The sequence below is a fragment of the Nocardia sp. NPDC055321 genome, from assembly GCF_053645575.1.
Window position 1 is genome coordinate 271,218 of record NZ_JBSHMS010000004.1, and the last position, 17,819, is coordinate 289,036.

The window sequence follows — 17,819 nt, forward strand, 5'->3', positions numbered from 1 at the left end:
CTACGCCACCGATCTGTTCGATCCGGAGACCATCGCCGACTTCCTGGCCTGGTACGAACGCGTGCTGCGCGCGCTCGTCGGCGACCCGCGCCTCGTCGTGGGGGAGGTGCCGCTGCTGTCGGTGGCCGAGCGCGGCGGGCTGCTGTCCGATCGCAACGCCACCGCGCGGGACCTGCCCGAGGAGACCCTGGCCGATCTGCTGGACCTGCGCGCGCGGGCCGACGGCGACGCGATCGCGGTCTCGCTCGACGGCGAGTCCATGACCTGGTCCGAACTGGCCGCCGAGTCGAATCGCCTGGCGCGCTGGCTCATTCGCGAGGGCATCGGCCCGGACGACATCGTCGGCGTCACCGCTGAACGCAGTCTGGACATGATGGTCGCGCTCTACGCCGTCGTGCACGCGGGCGCGGCCTACGTGCCGGTGGACCCGGCGCACCCGGCCGACCGCATCGCCCACGTGCTGACCACCTCGGACACCTGGCTGGTGCTCGCGGTCGGCGGGGCCACCGTGCCCGAGCTGTACGGGGTGTCCACCGTCGCGATCGCCGGCCTGGACACCGCCGAATTCTCGGCCGAGCCCATCGCCCCGAGCGAGCGCGTGGCCCGGCTGCGGCCGGACAACCTGGCCTACGTCCTGTTCACCTCGGGGTCGACCGGTCAGCCCAAGGGCGTGGGCACCAGCCATCGCGCCATCATGAACCAGCTGCGCTGGCTCGAGCACCGCTACGAGGTGACCGGCGCCGACCGGATCATGCAGCGCGCTCCGCTGGCCTTCGACGTCTCGGTGTGGGAGTGCTTCCTGCCCGCGCTGACCGGTGCGCCGCTGGCGCTGCTCAAGCCCGGCGGGCACCAGGATCTGGACTACCTGGCCGCGCGGATGCGCGAGCACGGCGTCACCATCGCCGAGCACGTGCCGTCCGTGCTGGCGGCGCTGGTGGCCGAGGGCCACGGCGAGGCGCTGCGCTCGTTCCGGCATCTGCACACCGGCGGCGAGGCGCTGCCCGCCGAGCTGCTCGGCGCGCTGCGCGCGCAGGTGAGCGGCGCGGTGCACAACGCCTACGGGCCGACCGAGGCCGCCATCTCGGCGATCTATCACGAATTCACCGACGCCGACCCGGACTACGAGGTCGCGATCGGCCTGCCCAACTGGAACACCCGGGCCTACGTGCTGGACGCGCGACTGCAGCCGGTGCCCACCGGCGTGGTCGGCGAGCTCTACCTGGCCGGTGAGCAGCTGGCCCGCGGCTACCAGGATCGGGGCGGGCTCACCTCCGAGCGCTTCATCGCCGATCCGTTCGGGGTGCCCGGCGCCCGGATGTACCGCACCGGCGACCTGGTGCGCTGGAACCGGGCCGGTGATCTGGTCTACCTGGGCCGCAACGACTTCCAGGTGAAGTTGCGCGGTCAGCGCATCGAGCTCGGCGAGATCGAGGCGGCGCTGCTGGCCGGCGGCGGGGTCGCCAACGCCGCGGTCCTGCTCGATCGCGACAGCGCCGGGACCGAATGCCTGATCGGCTACGTCTCGGGCACCGAGATCTCCGCCGAGGCGCTGCTGGCGCACGCGCGCTCCGCGCTGCCGGCGTACATGGTGCCCGCGCACCTGGTGGTGCTGGCCGACATGCCGCGCACCAGCGTCGGCAAGTTGGATCGCAAGGCGCTGCCGAAGGTCGAGTTCACCGCCGCGGCAACCGCTTACCGCGCGCCCCGCGACGGCGCGGAGTCCGTGCTGGCCGGGTTGGTCGGCGAGCTGCTCGGCGGCGCTCCGATCGGGGCGGACGACGATTTCTTCGACCGCGGCGGCAACTCGCTGCTGGCCATGCGGCTGGTGGCCCGGATCAACGCCGCCTTCGGCCGCGACATCGGCGTACGCGCGGTCTTCGAGGCCCCGACCGTGGCCGAACTCGCGCGCCACATCACCGGCGCGGCCGGCCGCACCCTGCCGCCGCTGCTCGCGCTGGAACGCCCGGAGCGTATTCCGCTGTCCGCCGCCCAGACCCGTATCTGGCTGTTGAACCGCCTGGACCCGGGCTCGCCCGCCTACAACATCCCGTTCGCGGTGCGCCTGATCGGCGATCTGGACGAGGACATCCTGCGCGCCGCCATGGCCGATGTCATGGCCCGGCACGAGGTGCTGCGCACCATCTACCCGATGGACGCCGACGGCGAAGGCCACCAGGTGATCCTGCCGCCCGAGACCGTCATCGACCTGCCCGTCGAGACCGTCACCGGTTCGGTGGTCGAACGGTTCTACCGCTTCGCCGCCACCGGTTTCGACGTCACCGCCGAACTGCCGCTGCGGGCGATGCTGCTGCGCGAATCCGATTCCAGCCACGTGCTGGTGGCGGTGCTGCACCACATCGCCGGTGACGGCGCGTCGACCGATCCGCTGCTGCGCGACGTGATCACGGCGTACCTGTCCCGCGCCGCGGGCAGCGCGCCGCTGTGGGAGCCGCTGCCGGTCCAGTACGCGGACTACGCGCTGTGGCGTACCCGGGTGCTCGACGAGGTCGGGCCCGCCGAGCTGGACTACTGGCGTGAGACGCTCACCGGTCTGCCGGACGAGCTGACCCTGCCCGTGGACCGGGTGCGCCCGCCGGCGCCCTCCTTCCGCGGCGCGGTGGTGCGCGGCCGGATCGGCGGCGGCGTGGGCGAGCGCGTGCGCGAGGTGGCCAAGCGGCATCACGCGACGCCGTTCATGGTGCTGCACGCCGCGCTGTCCACACTGCTGGCGCGGCTCTCGGGCACCGACGACATCGCGATCGGCACCCCGGTGGTCGGGCGCGACGAGCCGGTGCTGGACAACCTGGTCGGCATGTTCGTCAATACCCTTGCCCTGCGCACCAATCCGGCGCAGGACCGCACGTTCGCCGAACTGCTCGCCGAGAGCCGCGCGGTGGACCTGGCCGCGTTCGCGCACGCCACCGTGCCGTTCGAGCAGGTGGTGACCGCGCTCGGGGTGACCGCCGATCAGTCCAGGCATCCGCTGTTCACGGTGACGCTGAACTACCTCGACCTGGACTCGGGCACGCACGCGGTCCCGGGCCTGGTGCTCGAGCCCGTCGAGTTCGACGACACCGTGGCGAAGTTCGACCTGACCTTCTCGGTCGGCGAGGAACTCGACGCCGACGGCAACCTCATGGTCGAAATCGTCTACGCCACCGACCTGTACGACGAGTCCACCGCCCGGGACCTGCTGCGCCGCTTCGCCCGGGTGCTCGGCACGGTCACCGCGGATCCGAGTCGCACCATCGGCAGCGTCGAGGTGCTGTCCGAGGGCGAGCAGGCCGCCATCCTGGCCCGGCGCGGCCCGGCGGCGCTGGCGCCGCGGAGCCTGGCCGAGATCCTGCACGCGGCAGTGGATCTCGATCCCGAGGCCACCGCGCTCATCTACCGGGGCGCGCACGTGAGCTACCGGGAGCTGGACGAGCGCTCCTCGCGCCTGGCCCGGCTGCTCATCGAATGCGGCGTCGGGGCAGAGGAATTCGTGGCGCTGTCGGTGCCGCGGTCGGTGGAGTCGGTGGTCGCGCTGTTCGCGGTCGCCAAGACCGGCGCGGCCTTCCTGCCCGTCGACCCCACCTACCCGGCCGAGCGCATCGGCTTCATGCTGTCCGATTCCGGTGCGGCCGTGGGCATCACCCTGCGCGAGTACGTCGACCGGTTGCCCGGCGACACCTGGATCGTGCTCGACGATCCGATGATCGAGGAGCATCTGGCCGGGCTGTCCGGCGCCCGCCCGACCGCCGCTGAGCTGGTGCGCCCGGTGCACACCGACAACGCCGCCTGGATGGTCTACACCTCCGGTTCGACCGGCCGCCCCAAGGGCGTGGTCGTCGGCAACGCGGGCATCATCGGCATCGCGGCGGTGCACCACTCGCACTCGCCGACCGACGCGAACTCCCGCGTGCTGCACCGCACCTCGCCCAGCTTCGACGCCAACATCCTGGAGCTGCTGATGGCGCTCCCGGTCGGCGCGGCGCTGGTCGTCTCGCCGGTGGAGATCATCGGCGGCGCGGAGCTGCGCGAGCTGATCGAATCCGAGGGCGTCACGCACGGCGTGTTCACCCCCGCGGTGATCAACACCCTCGATCCCGAGACCCTGCGGGGCATGCCGTACCTGATCGTCGGCGGCGAGGGCTTCGGCGCGGACCTGGTCGATCGCTGGGGCGGCACCCGCGAGCTGTACAACGGCTACGGACCGACCGAGATCACCATCATCAGCCACCAGAGTTCCCCGCTGCGCCCCGGCGAACGCGTGGTGCTCGGCGATCTGGTCGACGGCCAGTCCGCGGTGGTGCTGGATCCGCGGCTGCGCCCGGTGCCGGACGGTTCGGCGGGCGAGCTCTACCTGCGCGGACCCGGTCTGGCCCGCGGCTATCACGGCCGTGCGGGCTTGAGCGCGGACCGCTTCGTCGCCGACCCGTACGGCGCGCCCGGCGGCCGGCTCTACCGCACCGGCGACCTCGTGCGCTGGGTCGAGCGCGCCGGCGAGATGACGATCGAATACCTGGGCCGCACCGACGACCAGGTCAAGGTGCGCGGTCTGCGCATCGAGCTCGGGGAGATCGACTCCGCGCTGCTCGCCCACGAGAGCGTCGATTTCGCGGTCACCATCGGCCACACCGGCCGCAGCGGCGACGTGTCGCTGGTCTCCTACGTGGTGCCCGCGGCCGGGCACGTGGTGGATCCCGAAGAGCTGCGCGCCTTCGCGGGCCGCTCGCTGATCTCCTACATGGTGCCCGCCGTGATCATGGTGATCGACGCGATCCCGCTCACCCCCATGGCCAAGCTGGATCGAAAGGCCCTGCCGGAACCGGTGTTCCGGACCGCGGAGTTCCGCGCGCCGGAGTCCGAGGTGGAATCGGTCGTGGCCGAGGTCATCGCCGAACTGCTCGGCGCCGAGCGGGTCGGTCTCGACGACGACTTCTTCGCCCTCGGCGGTAATTCGCTGAGCGCGGTGAAGCTCTCGGCCCGGCTCTCGGCCCGGCTCGGGGTCGAGGTGGCCATGCGCACGGTCTTCGAGCATCCGACGGTCGCGGCCCTGGCGGCCACCGTCGACGCCGAATCGGTGGCGCTGTGGGCTATTCCGCCGCTGGTGCCGCGCACCGGCAACGATCCGGTCCCGCTGTCGCTGTCGCAGCAGCGCATGTGGTTCCTGAACCGGTTCGACGGCGAATCCTCGGCCTACAACATGCCGATGGCCATTCGCCTGACCGGCGCCCTGGACATCCCCGCGCTCGAAGCCGCCATGGCCGACCTGGTGGAGCGGCACGAGGTGCTGCGGACGGTGTACCCGCTGACCCACGCCGGGCCGGTGCAGGTGATCAAGCCCGCCGGTGAGGTGGACCTGCCCGCGCTCACCCCGGTCGCCGTCGCCCCCGACGAATTGTTCGGTGTCATCACCGAATTCGTCTCGACGGGCTTCGACGTCACCACCACCGTGCCGATCCGCGGGCGGCTGTTCGCCCCGGCGGGCACCACGGACGAGTACGTGCTCGTCGTGGTCGTGCACCACATCGCGGCCGACGGCGCGTCGATGGCCCCGCTGGCGCGGGACGTCATGACCGCCTACGCCGCCCGGCAGGCCGGGCAGGAACCGGGCTGGGCGCCGCTGGCGGTGCAGTACGCCGACTACGCGGTCTGGCAGCGCGCCCGCCTCGGCACCGAGGACGATCCGCGGTCGCTGCTGGCGCGCCAGCTGAAGTTCTGGACCGAGACACTGACCGGTCTGCCCGATCAGCTGGAGCTGCCCGCCGATCGGCCCCGGCCGCCGGTGCTGTCCACGGCGGGCGGCGCGGTCGAGTTCGACCTGGACGCCGATTTGCACGATCGTCTGGTCAAGCTCGGGCGCGCCAACGGCGCAACGCTTTTCATGGTGATGCACGCCGCGTGGGCGCTGCTGCTCGCGCGGCTGTCCGGCACCTCCGACATCGCGGTCGGCACGCCGGTCGCGGGCCGGGGCGAGGACGCGCTGGACGATCTGGTCGGCATGTTCGTCAACACCCTGGTGCTGCGCACCCGGGTCGATACCGGCGCCGGATTCACCGGGCTGCTCGCCGGGGTGCGCGAGGCCGACCTGGCCGCGCTCTCGAACGCGGACGTGCCCTTCGAACGCCTGGTGGAGGCCCTGGACCCGGTTCGCTCCACCGCGCGGCACGCGCTGTTCCAGGTCGGCTTCTCGTTCAACAACACCGAGGCGCCGGAACTGGAACTGGCCGGATTGCGCATCGGCGCTGCCGATTTCGAGACCACCATCTCGCAGTTCGACCTGCACCTGGTGATCGTGGACCGGTACACCGCCGAGGGCGCGCCGGACGGTCTCACCGCCCAGCTCACCTACTCGACGGCGCTGTACGACGAGAGCACCGCGGCCGCGATCGTCGGCCGGCTGCGCACCCTGCTCAATATCGCGGCGCTGACCCCGGACCTGCCGGTCGGCGACTACGACCTGCTCGCGGTCCCCGAGCGCAAGCGAATCCTGCGCTCCTGGAACGACACCGCGCACGTGGTGGACGCCACGGCCACGCTGCCCGCGCTGCTGGCGCGGACGGTGGCCGCCGCACCCGCCCGCATCGCGCTGGTCGGCGACGGCGCGGACGGCGTCCGCACCGAGGTCACCTACGGCGAGCTCGACGGCCGGGTGAACCGCCTGGCGCGGCACCTCATCGCCATGGGCGTCGGCCCGGAGGTCCGGGTCGGCCTGGCGCTGCGGCGCTCGGCCGACCTGGTGGTGGCGATGTACGCGGTGGCGGTCGCGGGCGGTGTGTACCTGCCCATCGATCCGGATCAGCCCGCCGACCGCATCGAATACATCCTGGACACCGCCGATCCGGTGACGGTGCTGACCTCAGGCGACGATCTGCCGATCGACACCGCGCAGGTCCGCATCGACCTGCTGGAGTCCTACGGTGAGCTCGCGGTGTACCCGGGGACCCCGGTCACCGACGCGGAGCGGCGCGCGCCGCTACGTCCCGAGCACGCCGCGTACGTGATCTTCACGTCCGGTTCGACCGGCCGGCCCAAGGGCGTGACCGTCACGCACGCCGCCATCGCCAACCAGTTGCAGTGGAAGACAGCCGAATTCGGACTGGGCCTGCAGGACGCCGTACTGCTCAAGACCCCGGCCACCTTCGACCTGTCGGTCTGGGAGTTCTGGTCCGCCGCCGTCGCGGGCGGCCGCCTGATCATCGCGGCCCCGGACGGGCACCGCGATCCGGACTACCTCAACGACCTCATGGTCCGCGAGAACGTCACCACCCTGCACGCGGTGCCGTCCATGCTGGACGCGCTGCTGATCGCCGGGACCGGCCGGGCGGCCGCGCCGCTGCGCCGGGTGCTGGCGATCGGCGAGGCACTGCCGGCCGCGGTGGCCCAGCGCTTCCGGCGGACCTATCCGCGCGCGGCGCTGTTCAATCTCTACGGTCCGACCGAGGCCGCGGTCTCGATCACCAATCACCATGTGACCGGGGCGGATCGGGTCTCGGTGCCGATCGGCGCGCCCGAGTGGAACAGCCGGGTGTACGTGCTGGACGCGCGTCTGCGTCCGGTGCCGGTGGGTGTCTCGGGTGAGCTGTACCTGTCGGGCGCGCAGTTGGCCCGCGGGTACTTCGGGCGGGCGGATCTGACCTCGGATCGCTTCGTGGCCAACCCGTTCGAGCCCGGACAGCGGATGTACCGCACCGGTGACCTGGTGGCGTGGAACGCGAACGGTGAACTGGATTACCGGGGCCGCACCGACTTCCAGGTGAAGATCCGCGGCTTCCGCATCGAACTCGGCGAGATCGAGGCGGCGCTGCTGGCCCAGCCCGAGATCACGCGCGCCGCGGTGCTGGCCAAGGCGGACGGCGCGGCCGGCTCGGATCGCCTCGTCGCCTACCTGGTCGGCACGGGTGAGAACGACGCCGCACCGGATCCGGCCCGCATCCGCGCGGCACTGGCCGAGCGCCTGCCGTCGTACATGGTGCCGTCCGCGTTCGTGGTGCTGGCCGAACTGCCGCTCAACACCAACGGCAAGCTGGATCGGGCCGCGCTGCCCGAGCCCGAGTTCGCACCCCGCGAGTTCCGGGCGCCCGCCGCGGAGGTGGAAGTCACCGTGTGCCGGGTCTTCGCCGAGGTGCTGGACCGGGATCCGGTCGGGCTCGACGACAACTTCTTCGAGCTCGGCGGCAACTCGCTGATCGCGGTGCGCCTGGCCGCCGAACTGGGCGCCGCCCTGGGCCGCAAGATCCCGGTGGTGCTGCTGTTCACCGCGCCGACCCCGGCCGACATCGTGGCCGAATTGTCCAGGAGCGCGGGCGATCTCGACGCCAACGCGGCGTTCGAGGTGCTGCTGCCGCTGCGCCCGCAGGGCGCGGGCGCGCCGCTGTTCTGCGTGCATCCGGTCGGCGGCGTCGCCTGGTCCTTCGCCGCGCTGGCGGCGGAGCTGGACGAGGACCGGCCCATCTACGGTCTGCAGTCCCCGACGCTGGGATCGGATGCGCCGCTGCCGGATTCGATCGAGAGCTGGGCGCGCCGGTACGTCGAGGAGATCCGCGCGGTGCAGCCCGAGGGCCCGTACCACCTGCTGGGCTGGTCGCTGGGCGGTGTGCTCGCGCACGCCATGGCGGTGCAGTTGCAGGAACAGGGCCAGGAGGTCGCGACGCTGGCCATGCTGGACAGTTCACTGGACACCGGCGAGGTGCGGGGACCGGTGCGACTGCCGGTCGCCGAACTGCTCGGCGGGCTGCTCGGTGACGACGCCGCCGCGGATTCGGCCGATCCGGATCCCGTCGCGCTGGCCGAACGCCTGTCGGTGCTGCCGGAGCCGTTCGCCTCGGTCACCGCGGAGCGGGTGGCGCGCATCATCGACTCCGGTCTCGCCTCGCTGGGCCTGATCGGCGCCTACGAACCCCGCAGCTTCAAGGGCAACCTCCTGTATTTCGCTGCGGCCCTGGACGATCCGAGCGGCGCCATCGGGGTCTCGGGCTGGCGCGATGTCGTCGACGGCATCGTGCACAGCTACGCGGTCGAGGCCACGCACTGGCAGATGGCCTCGCCCGAGGCCCTGGCGCGCGTCGCCCGGGTGCTCAACGCCCTCCGCAGGCAGGTGGGTCACCGGTAATTCCACAGTTCGAAGTTTCAGGTGCGTCGAACTGACGCCTGATGTACATTCTGAAAAGCATCGTTTTCACAGCTTGCTGTGTCGGTGAAGAAAGGCAGTTCGTTGAGCAATCCCTTCGATGATGAGAACGCTCAGTTCTATGTATTGGTGAACGAGGAGGCCCAGCACTCGCTGTGGCCGGTCTTCGCCGCCATTCCGAGCGGATGGACCATCGCCTTCGGACCCGCACGGCGCGCGGACTCCCTCGAATACGTGGAGTCCCACTGGACCGACATGCGGCCGGCCTCGCTCGTCGAAGCGATGTCGGAATCCGAATAAACACTATCGAAAGGAGACGTCATGGAAGGCGTCGACATCACCGCCGTGCTCACTCAGATCCTGAACTTCCTGAGCAGCGGCTCCACCATCGGCTATGACCCCAAGCTGCTCTGATCACCCGCACGTATTCACGCTGTACCCCTGTGCTGTAAAGGAATAACACCCCATGGATCTCGGAAGCGCCGGCTTCACCAGCCTCCTTCAGGCCATCGCCCATCTGCTCAGCTCGGGTTCGGACCTGTCCGTCACCCCGGGTATCCCGCCCGTCACCCCGCCGCCCGCGGTCTAGGTCCGTCGTGCAGAGCGGCAGCGCCGTAGACAACCTGCTCGGGGTCCTGGCCCAGATGCTGGGCACCGGGTCGTCGTTCACCTTCCCGCCGATCCCCGCGCCGGCCGCGACCTAGTCGCGCCTCCCGGTCCGATCCCGCGCTCGGGCCGAACCGTCGGGCCAAAGCTTCCAGCCGCCAGGGCATTCCGCCCTGGCGGCTCGGTTCGTTTCCGGCACGTCCCCGATTTCACTGGGTAACCGGACGATTCGGACACCGCACAGCGGACCCGGCCGAAAAGGGTTGTGCCGAAAGCTGTCAATGCGGAGCAGCTGACGGTCAATCGCCGTCGATCCCGGATAATTTGCAACTCGCCCAGCGCGCTTACTTCTAGGGCGAATGGTTGGCAAATATATTGGAGCGGTAGACAAGCTGTAACCACCGCGAAAGCCCTTGTAGGCGCTGCGGTGTATCTCTTCGCGCACTCGCTGGCCGTTAGCTACGTAGTGGGAAGGAAGAGCAGTGGGGATGAACAGCATGAGCCACGACGAAATGCTCGAGCCGAGCGCCGTGGGTCTGTACTGGGACCGCGACGGTGACATCTGGCAGCGCGAGGACGCCGGTTGGCGACTGATTCTGCAAAGCGGTGTAGCGGTGGATCCGATCTCGCTCTGGGATTGGGATAATGGACATGTGTGCGATTACGCGCCCTTCACTCCCGTGTCGGTGCTCGCGACCACTTGATTGCGATACCGGACACCCGCCCGATCGGTGCGTGATCGGGCGGGCGCATCCGGACGTCAGGCGTGCCGGGCCGGCACCGCGCCGAACAGGGTGACCTCCATGAGCCGAATCACGCGCTCCTGCGGGCACACTCGCTGATCCTCCCCGAAGACCCGGCCCAGATCGACCACCAGGCCGAAGCCGGCGTGCACCAGGATGCGGGCCTCGCCGTCGGACAGTTCGGGCCGGACCGCCACCAGCAGACGCACCCATTCGGCCACGATGAGCCGCTGCACATTGCGCAGCATCGTGCGCTCCTCGGCCGAGACATGGCCGAACTCCGCGTAGTAGACGAAGGTCAGCTCGCGCTCGGCGAAGGAACCGGCCACGTACAGGTCGACGAGCTTGGCCAGCGCCTCGGCCGGACCCGCCGAGGAGGCCACCGCGGGGCCGATGGCGCCCGAGACCCGGTCGGCCGCGCGCCGGAACGCCGCCGCGAGCAGATCGCCCTTGCTGCGGTAGTAGCGGTACACCGCCGAGGCCGCGGACAGATCGGCCGCCGAGGCGATGTCCTCGACGCTCACATTGGGATAGCCCCGCTGGTGGAACAGCTCCACCGCCTTCTTCAGCAGCAGTTCGTGCTTGAACGACTGCGGAATCTCGGTCGCCCGCGGTGCGCTGGCGGTGATCTCCGGCGGCGGCAACTCCGCGGCGACCAGGGCCAGCGCGGTCGAATGCAGCAGGGCGCTCAGCGGTTTCACCGGCAGTGCGGCGTGATGATCGCCGATGCTGCTGACCACGCTGAACACCGCGACCGCCCGCACCGCGCAGTCGGCGGCGCCGAGATCGGGCCGGACATCGGCGATGAGCCCGCGCAGCGTCGCCAGGGCCGCGGCGAACTGCTCGGACAGGGTCCGGTGGTCGGTCTCGTCCAGGTAGCGCTGCTCCCAGCGGACCAGGGTGACGGTGGCGCGATTGCCGACGGTCTCGGCGATCACCCGGTCCAGCACCGCGCTCAGGCGCTCGAGCGGGGTCAGGCCCTCGGCCTCCGGCGGCGGGGTGACCGAGTCGACGGTGAGCTGCCCGAGCCGCAGCAGCTCCTCGCGGAACAGCGCGTACTTGCTCGGATAGTGCCGATACAGCGCGGCGGAGGAGATCCCCAGGCGTGCGGCGATGTCCTCCATGCTGACCCCGTGATAGCCGAGCGAGCCGAAGGCGGCCGCCGAGGTGGCGGCGATCTGGGCGCGCCGATTCTTCGGGCGGCGGCGAATAACGCGCTGCTCCTCGACATTCATATCGGCAATGGTAGTCACCAGGTCTTTTGCGGCCCTGCCGGGTTCGGCACCGCAACCGCGCCGTGACCCGTTCGCGGGCGAAAGCCCAAGGCGCTCACTCGAATCGAGCCGGTCGATTCGAGTATTCGCAGCGGTTCCTTCGCCGCCGGGCTCCCGGATCCCCTAGGCTGCCCAGAGATCCGAGCAGAGCAGAACGGAGCCGGCATTGCGCACGGTCGATGTTGAGCGCACCCTCCGAGCCCCCCTGCCCGACGTTTTCGACTGGATGACCGACGCCACCAACTTCCAGCGGGTCCCGCTGTGCCGCCGCGTCACCCTGGTCCGTCCCGGTAACACCAACGGTCACGGCGTCGGCGCGGTGCGTCTCATAGTCACCCCACTCATCCGCCTCACCGAGGAGATCGTCGAGTACAACCCGCCCGAGCTGGTCCGCTACCGTTTGCTGAAATCGGTTCCGCCCCTGCGACATCAGGAAGGCTTCATCGCCTTCAAGGCCGTCCCGCAGGGCACGCAGGTCCGCTGGTTCTCGACCTTCGAGATAGCCGCCCCGATCCTGCCCGGCCTCTGGACCGCGATGTTCCTGCCGGTCATCCGGACCGGCTTCCACATGGTCCTGCGCACCGCCGAGAGCGAACTGCGCGGCATCTGACGCTACGGGCGCAGCGCCGCCGACGCCATGCGGCGCAGGATCGGGCGGGCGCGGGCCGCGGGCGGTGCGCTGTGCGGGGTGGAGTTCATCAGGCCGAAGGTCGCGTGGGCCTGGACGCGGGCCGTCGCCTCGGGGAGGTCGGGGTGCACCTCGCGCAGCACGGCCACCCAGACCTCGACGTACTGGCGCTGGGTGCGGCGGACCTGGCGGCGGGCGCCCTCGGGCAGATTCTCGAGATCGCGATCCTGGATGCGGATCAGTTCGGGCTCGCCCAGGGTGAAGTCGAGATGGAAGTCGATCAGGGCCTCCAGGGCCGCGGCGGGGGAGTCCGCGGCGCTCGACACCGCCCGGCCGCCGTCCAGCAGGCGCTGGCTGATGCCGACGAGCAACTCGACCAGCAGGGCTTCCTTGTTGGGGAAGTGGCGATAGACCGCGGGGCCGCTGATGCCGGCCGCCGCGCCCAGATCGTCCAGGCGCATTCCGAGGAAGCCGCGATCGGCGATGAGCCGGGCTCCCGCCTCCAGTAGCTGCTGCCTGCGCTGCGCCTTGAGCTGTTCGCGACGCGTCGGGGCGACGGTATCGCTGCTGGTCACCGCTGCTCCCTTCGTCGGTCCTGGACAAGTCAGTTAGTGAAGATTATCTTATTTTCGAGTTAGTGGGGATTAACCGAGCGTCAGGATCAACCGCGTGGAGAGGTACAGCGCATGACGGTCACCGAGCAAGTGCGAACCGGAAATCGGGCCGCGCATCTCGCGCTGGTGCGCGAACTGCGGGAACGGCTGGCCCACAGCGCGCTGGGCGGGCCGGAGAAATCGCGCGAACGCCATCTGGCCCGCGGCAAGCTGCTGCCCCGCCAGCGCGTGGACCAGCTGCTCGACCCCGGTTCGCCCTTCCTCGAGCTGTCCCCGCTCGCGGCCAACGGGCTGTACGACGACGAATGCCCCGGCGCGGGCGTCATCGGCGGTATCGGCCGCATCGCCGGGCGCGAATGCGTGATCATCGCCAACGACGCGACGGTCAAGGGCGGCACCTACTACCCGATGACGGTGAAGAAGCACCTGCGCGCGCAGGAGATCGCGCTGCAGAACAATCTGCCGTGCGTGTACCTGGTCGATTCCGGCGGCGCGTTCCTGCCGCGCCAGGACGAGGTCTTCCCCGACCGCGAGCACTTCGGCCGCATCTTCTTCAACCAGGCGAACATGAGCGCCAAGGGCATCGCGCAGATCTCGGCGGTCATGGGCTCGTGCACCGCCGGCGGCGCGTACGTCCCGGCCATGAGCGACGAGACCGTCATCGTGCGCGACCAGGCCACCATCTTCCTGGGCGGGCCGCCGCTGGTGAAGGCCGCCACCGGCGAGGTCGTCACCGCGGAGGAACTCGGCGGCGGCGATCTGCACGCCCGCACCTCCGGCGTGGTCGACCATCTGGCCGACAGCGATCAGGACGCGCTGCGCATCGTGCGCGACATCATCGCCACCCTGGGCCCGAAGACCCCCGTGCCGTGGGACGTGGCGCCCACCGTGGATCCCATCGCACCGCAGGACGAGCTGTACGACGTGGTGCCGGTGGACCTGCGCACCCCGTACGACGTGCGCGAGGTCATCACCCGCGTCGTCGACGGCGGCGAATTCGCCGAATTCAAGGCCGAATACGGCCGCACCCTGGTCACCGGCTTCGCCCGCATCCACGGCCACCCGGTCGGCATCGTCGCCAACAACGGCGTGCTGTTCGCCGAATCCGCCATGAAGGGCGCGCATTTCATCGAACTCTGCGATCAGCGCAAGATCCCGCTGCTGTTCCTGCAGAACATCACCGGCTTCATGGTCGGGCGCGACTACGAGGCCGGCGGCATCGCCAAACACGGCGCGAAGATGGTCACCGCGGTCGCGTGCGCCCGGGTGCCCAAGCTGACCGTGGTCATCGGCGGTTCCTACGGCGCGGGCAACTACTCCATGTGCGGGCGCGCGTATTCCCCGCGCTTCCTGTGGATGTGGCCCAACGCCCGCATCTCGGTCATGGGCGGCGAGCAGGCGGCCTCGGTGCTGGCCACCGTGCGCGGCGATCAGCTCGACGGTAACGGCAAGCCCTGGTCCGAGCAGGATCAGGAGGCCTTCAAGGCCCCCATCCGCGACCAGTACGAGGCGCAGGGCAACCCCTACTACTCGACCGCGCGGCTGTGGGACGACGGCGTGATCGACCCAGCGGATACCAGAACCATTGTCGGCCTGGCGCTTTCGGCGTGTGCGCAAGCACCGCTGGAGGACGTCTCCTACGGCGTCTTCCGGATGTGATCGAGATGATGAACAAAGCCCACCCCGTCGGCTTCGACACGGTGCTGGTCGCCAATCGCGGCGAGATCGCGGTGCGCGTCATTCGCACGCTGCGCACCATGGGAATTCGCTCGGTCGCGGTGTACAGCGACGCCGACGCCGATGCCCGCCACGTGCACGAGGCCGATGTGGCCGTGCGCCTGGGCCCGGCGGCGGCCCGCGAGTCGTACCTGGACATCGCCAAGGTCGTCGACGCCGCCGTGCGCTCGGGTGCACAGGCCGTGCACCCCGGATACGGCTTCCTGTCCGAGAATTCGGCCTTCGCGGCCGCGCTGGACGAGGCGGGCATCGCCTTCCTGGGACCGCCCGCGCGCGCCATCGAGGTCATGGGCGACAAGATCGCCGCCAAGAACGCCGTCGCGGCCTACGGCGTACCGGTGGTGCCGGGCATCGCCCGCCCGGGCCTGACGGACGACGAATTGATCGCCGCCGCAACCGATATCGGCTACCCGGTGCTGGTCAAGCCGTCCGCGGGCGGTGGCGGCAAGGGCATGCGCCGCGTCGACGACCCGGCCCTGCTCCCGGACGCGCTGATCAGCGCCCGCCGTGAAGCCGGCGCGGCCTTCGGTGACGACACCCTGTTCCTGGAGCGATTCGTCAACCGCCCCAGGCACATCGAGGTGCAGATCCTGGCCGACGAGTTCGGCCACGTACTGCACCTGGGCGAACGCGAATGCAGTCTGCAGCGCCGCCACCAGAAGGTGATCGAGGAGGCCCCGTCCCCGCTGCTGGACGCCGAGACCCGGGCCCGCATCGGCGCCGCCGCCTGCAACACCGCGCGCAGCGTGGACTACGTGGGCGCGGGCACCGTCGAATTCATCGTCTCCGCCGACAATCCCGGTGAGTTCTTCTTCATGGAGATGAACACCCGCCTGCAGGTGGAGCACCCGGTCACCGAGTTGGTCACCGGCGTGGACCTGGTGGAATGCCAGGTCCGGATCGCGGCCGGGCAGAAGCTGTCCGTGCAGCAGTCCGACATCCGCCTCACCGGCCACGCCGTTGAGGCCCGGGTGTACGCCGAGGATCCGGGCCGCGGCTTCCTGCCCACCGGCGGTACCGTGCTGGAGCTGTCCGAACCCGAAGGCGACGGCGTCCGGGTCGATTCGGGCCTGCGCGTGGGCACCGTGGTCGGCACCGACTACGACCCCATGCTCTCCAAGGTCATCGCCTACGCCCCCGACCGGACCCGGGCGCTGGCGAAACTCGATACCGCGCTGCGGAACACCCGCATCATGGGTGTGCGCGCCAATATCGACTTCCTGCGCTTCCTGCTCGCCGACCCCGATGTCCGCGCCGGACAGCTGGACACCGGTCTCCTGGACCGCCGCGCGGGCGACTTCACGCCCGCCCCGGTCACCGACGAGCAGTTCATCGCCGCGGCGGTCCGGCTGTGGCTGGCCCGCTGGCCGAGCACCGCGGCCGACCTGTGGGCGATCCCGACCGGCTGGCGGCTCGGTGCACCCGCGCCCACCACCTTCCGGCTGGTCGGCGGCGATCGCACCGAACACGTGCACCTCACCGGCACCCCCGCCGACGCGCGGGTGTGGCTGGAGGACGGTGCGCAGCGTTCCCTCACCGCGACGTCGGCGGACGGCGAGGTGATCCTCACCCTGGACGGTCTGCGCACCCGGGTCGGCGTCGCCGCCCTGGACGAACAGCTCTGGGTCGCCGACGCCACCGGCGTCGCGCTGCTGCGCGAGGTCGCCGAGGCCGATATCCGCAGTGCCGGAGCGCATGTGGGCGACGCCGAGATCACCAGCCCCATGCCCGGCTCGGTCATCGCCACCCCGGTCGCCACCGGCGACGAGGTCGCGGCCGGAACCGCCGTCGTCGTGGTCGAAGCCATGAAGATGGAACACGCGCTCACCGCCCCGGTCGCGGGCCGGGTCGAACTTCTCGTCGCACCGGGTGCGCAGGTCCGCCTGGATCAGCCGCTCGCCCGCATCATCACCGCCGAAAACCAGGAGCACACGCCGTCATGACCGACTTCCTGTCCACGGGCACGCTGCCGGACGAGTACCGCGAACTCGCACTCACCGTGCGCGACTTCGCCAACCAGGTGGTGGCCCCGGTCGCCGCGAAACACGATGCCGAGCACAGCTTCCCGTACGAGGTGATCGCGGGCATGGCCGACATGGGCCTGTTCGGCCTGCCGTTCCCGGAGGAATTCGGCGGCATGGGCGGCGACTACTTCGCGCTGTGCCTGGCGCTCGAGGAACTCGGCAAGGTCGACCAGAGCGTGGCCATCACCCTGGAAGCCGGTGTCTCGCTGGGCGCCATGCCGATCTACCGCTTCGGCAACGAGAAGCAGCAGCGGGAATGGCTGCCGCAGTTGACCTCCGGCCGCGCCCTGGCCGCCTTCGGCCTCACCGAGCCCGGCGCGGGCAGCGACGCGGGCGGCACCCGCACCACCGCGGTGCTGGACGGGGACACCTGGGTCATCAACGGCAGCAAGCAGTTCATCACCAACTCCGGCACCGACATCACCCGCCTGGTGACCGTCACCGCCGTCACCGGCACCACCGACGGCAAGAAGCAGATCTCCACCATCCTGGTCCCCACGGACACACCGGGATTCGTCGCCGAGCCCGCCTACAACAAGGTCGGCTGGAACGCCTCGGACACCCATCCGCTGAGCTTCACCGACGTCCGGGTGCCCGCGGAGAATCTGCTCGGCGAGCAGGGCCGCGGCTACGCCAACTTCCTGCGGATCCTGGACGAGGGCCGCATCGCCATCGCCGCGCTCTCGGTGGGCGCGGCTCAGGGCTGCGTGGACGAGAGCGTCAAGTACGCGAAGGAGCGCGAGGCGTTCGGCCGGCCCATCGGCAGCAACCAGGCCATCGCCTTCAAGATCGCCCGCATGGAGGTGCGCGCCCACATGGCCCGCACCGCCTACTACGACGCGGCCGCGCTCATGCTCTCGGGCAAGCCGTTCAAGAAGCAGGCGTCCATCGCCAAGCTCGTCGCCAGCGAAGCCGCCATGGACAACGCCCGCGACGCCACCCAGATTTTCGGCGGCTACGGCTTCATGAACGACTACGCTGTGGCGCGGCACTATCGCGACAGCAAGATCCTGGAAATCGGTGAGGGCACCACGGAGGTGCAGTTGATGCTGATCGGGCGGGAGCTCGGCCTGTGACG

Annotated in this window: 10 protein-coding genes (1 of these 10 only partly in view); 8 read left to right on the forward strand and 2 right to left on the reverse strand. The window is 70.3% G+C overall.

Annotated features, from left to right (window positions below):
- From ACWIGI_RS08325 to ACWIGI_RS08340, 4 genes are all read left to right on the forward strand, one after another.
- Positions 1-9,097: the 3' end of a non-ribosomal peptide synthase/polyketide synthase gene (locus ACWIGI_RS08325; RefSeq protein ID WP_454201669.1), read on the forward strand. 9,872 nt of this gene lie to the left of the window's left edge; 9,097 of the gene's 18,969 nt are visible here — the last part of the coding sequence; its start codon lies beyond the left edge, outside the window; its stop codon occupies positions 9,095-9,097.
- Positions 9,098-9,199: 102 nt separating this feature from the next.
- Positions 9,200-9,415 carry an MbtH family protein gene (locus ACWIGI_RS08330; protein ID WP_354985897.1) on the forward strand — a complete coding sequence of 72 codons (216 nt, stop codon included), beginning with the start codon at positions 9,200-9,202 and terminating at the stop codon, positions 9,413-9,415.
- A gap of 166 nt (positions 9,416-9,581) precedes the next feature.
- On the forward strand, positions 9,582-9,704 hold the full coding sequence (locus ACWIGI_RS08335; protein WP_454201670.1) for a hypothetical protein: 123 nt from the start codon (positions 9,582-9,584) through the stop codon (positions 9,702-9,704).
- 514 nt (positions 9,705-10,218) lie between these two features.
- Positions 10,219-10,425 (forward strand): hypothetical protein, encoded by a 207-nt coding sequence (locus ACWIGI_RS08340; protein WP_454201671.1) that lies wholly within the window; start codon positions 10,219-10,221, stop codon positions 10,423-10,425.
- A 56-nt stretch (positions 10,426-10,481) separates the two neighbouring features.
- Here ACWIGI_RS08340 and ACWIGI_RS08345 read toward each other — a convergent pair whose 3' ends face one another.
- Positions 10,482-11,699, reverse strand: coding sequence for a TetR/AcrR family transcriptional regulator (locus ACWIGI_RS08345; RefSeq protein WP_454201672.1), 1,218 nt, complete (start codon positions 11,697-11,699; stop codon positions 10,482-10,484).
- Positions 11,700-11,904: 205 nt separating this feature from the next.
- On the opposite strand from ACWIGI_RS08345, the gene ACWIGI_RS08350 reads away from it, so the two are divergent.
- Positions 11,905-12,348 (forward strand): SRPBCC family protein, encoded by a 444-nt coding sequence (locus ACWIGI_RS08350; protein WP_454201673.1) that lies wholly within the window; start codon positions 11,905-11,907, stop codon positions 12,346-12,348.
- Positions 12,349-12,350: 2 nt separating this feature from the next.
- Here ACWIGI_RS08350 and ACWIGI_RS08355 read toward each other — a convergent pair whose 3' ends face one another.
- Positions 12,351-12,941, reverse strand: a complete 591-nt coding sequence (locus tag ACWIGI_RS08355) for an SACE_7040 family transcriptional regulator (RefSeq protein ID WP_454201674.1) — start codon at positions 12,939-12,941, stop codon at positions 12,351-12,353.
- Positions 12,942-13,052: 111 nt separating this feature from the next.
- On the opposite strand from ACWIGI_RS08355, the gene ACWIGI_RS08360 reads away from it, so the two are divergent.
- The 3 genes from ACWIGI_RS08360 to ACWIGI_RS08370 are packed head-to-tail and all read left to right on the forward strand — an operon-like array spanning position 13,053 to position 17,817.
- A complete protein-coding gene (locus ACWIGI_RS08360) occupies positions 13,053-14,639 on the forward strand; it encodes a carboxyl transferase domain-containing protein (RefSeq protein ID WP_454201675.1) in 1,587 nt (528 codons plus the stop codon).
- Between the two features lie 5 nt (positions 14,640-14,644).
- A complete protein-coding gene (locus ACWIGI_RS08365) occupies positions 14,645-16,660 on the forward strand; it encodes an acetyl/propionyl/methylcrotonyl-CoA carboxylase subunit alpha (RefSeq protein WP_454201676.1) in 2,016 nt (671 codons plus the stop codon).
- Positions 16,657-17,817, forward strand: coding sequence for an acyl-CoA dehydrogenase family protein (locus ACWIGI_RS08370; RefSeq protein WP_379002422.1), 1,161 nt, complete (start codon positions 16,657-16,659; stop codon positions 17,815-17,817). Before ACWIGI_RS08365 ends, ACWIGI_RS08370 begins: the two co-directional genes overlap by 4 nt.
- Positions 17,818-17,819 lie beyond the last annotated feature (2 nt).